Raw genomic sequence first — 1,907 nt, forward strand, 5'->3', positions numbered from 1 at the left:
AGGTGGTCAACTACCTAATTTTCAGGGAAAAAGTACCTGAATTTTCCCCCCAATCACTCCAATGGTCGGCACTTTTTGAGGTCAAAAAAGTCTAAAAACCTTATCCAACAAGGTTTTTAGATTTATTCAGCAAACCCTATTTAAACCGCTTATTCTTAATGATCAGCCGAATTTCCTCCAATCCCTTTACTGTTGCCTCTTGCCAGAGTGTCTCTCGCCTCGTCTCAACAAGCAATTTAAATTATGAACAGCTTATTACTGGATGCTTAAGAGGGGAGATAGTGGCATCTTTATCCCCTATAATAGGCGATAACAAACTAATCAATTATCTGCCAGTGTAAGGATGGAAACCCTCTTTCATCTAGTTACTTTTGCCTTTGTCTTCGCTTTTGGTGCCTCGGTGGGCAGTTTTTTAAACGTGGTCATCTATAGATTACCTAAGGGGATATCTCTAGTTTATCCCCCTTCCCGCTGTCCGAAATGTCACCATAGGTTAGGTAAAAGCGAGAATATACCTGTTTTAGGCTGGTTATGGCTAGGGGGTCGCTGTCGCTGGTGTAAAACCCCGATTTCTGTCCGTTATCCAGCGATCGAAACTTTTACCGGTTTATTATTTTGTCTGGTTTTAGGAGATTTTAGCTTTTCTTGGCAGACCCTCGGCTATTGGATTCTCCTCAGTTGGTTATTAGCTTTAGCTTTGATTGATTTTGACACGATGACGCTTCCTAACTCCCTCACCCAATCGGGATTAGTTTTAGGGATAGTTTTCCAAACTCTTTTAGGTTGGCAAAATAATCAAACTGTTATCTATCTCTTTTCAGCGATCGCTAGTGCGGTTTTAGGAGTCTGGTTATTTGATCTGATCCGGTGGGGGGGAAGTTTTGCCCTCAGACAACAGGCCATGGGGGGAGGGGACGCGAAATTAGCGGCCATGATCGGTGCTTGGTTAGGATGGCAAGCATTATTAGTCACCGCTTTTTTGGCCTGCGCTATCGGGGCGGCCATCGGTATGACGGGCATTTTTCTCGGTAAAATGGGGAAAAAACAAGCTATACCCTTCGGGCCATTTCTTGCCCTCGGCGCTCTGATGAGTGTCTTTTGGAGTGATAAGATCATCTCAGCCTATCAAACCATTTTTTTCCCTTTCTTGTAAAAAAGTTATCCTGTAATTAAATCTTGATACAATAGTCTTCCGTGTCTTGGATCACCATTAGAACAACCCCCAGTCTAGGGTAAGCCGATTGGCTACAGGAAATGCTCAAAGCTCACGACATCCCCAGTCGCGTTATCGCTATTGGCCTTGGTGTTTATTGCGGCTAGGGTCATCAGGCCGCCCTACAAGTCCGTCCCCAAGATCGCTGGACAGCACTTTTGTTATTAAGTCCCCTAGAAGAAAGTCGATAAATTATCTTTATTTTAAACTATGTCTCTATTTGATTGGTTTGCAAATCGCCAAAAAACAGAACCCAAGGTTCAACAACAACAGGAACGAGAAATAGCCGATGGTTTATGGACAAAATGCCCCAATTGCGGCGTTTTGTCCTATACGAAGGATTTATTAGCTAATCAACTGGTTTGTCTCGATTGCGGTCATCATAATCGGGTGGAAAGTGAAGAAAGAATTCGCCAGTTAGTGGATGCTAATACTTGGAATTGCCTCGATGAACAGATTCGACCGACGGATCCGCTCAAATTTCGCGATCGGAAAAGTTATAGCGATCGCATCCGAGAAACCCAAGAAAAAACCGGTCTGACGGATGCTGTCCGGACGGGAACGGGGACGATCGATGGTTTACCCTTCGCTTTAGGGGTGATGGACTTCCGTTTTATGGGGGGTAGCATGGGATCGGTGGTGGGAGAAGAACTCTGTCGTTTGACGGAAGGCGCTACCGATGAAAGTTTACCCC

At 44.6% G+C, this 1,907-nt stretch carries 2 protein-coding genes and 1 pseudogene; all 3 read left to right on the forward strand.

What is annotated here, in order from left to right; translation table 11 throughout:
* Positions 1–343 precede the first annotated feature (343 nt).
* Entirely contained in the window at positions 344–1,153 is an 810-nt protein-coding gene (locus tag PX481_RS24845; protein ID WP_288096607.1) for a prepilin peptidase, read from the forward strand.
* A 41-nt stretch (positions 1,154–1,194) separates the two neighbouring features.
* Positions 1,195–1,404, forward strand: a pseudogene (locus PX481_RS30240) (hypothetical protein).
* A gap of 19 nt (positions 1,405–1,423) precedes the next feature.
* Positions 1,424–1,907, forward strand: a 484-nt coding sequence (locus PX481_RS24850; RefSeq protein ID WP_353852229.1) for a carboxyl transferase domain-containing protein, incomplete at its 3' end; no start/stop codon positions are given.

Source organism: Microcystis sp. M53603_WE2 (assembly GCF_030065435.1).

Coding starts and splice junctions, on each gene's coding strand:
- PX481_RS24845 (WP_288096607.1), top strand. CDS start 344: ATGGAAACCCTCTTTCATCTAGTTACTTTTGCCTTTGTCTTCGCTTTT.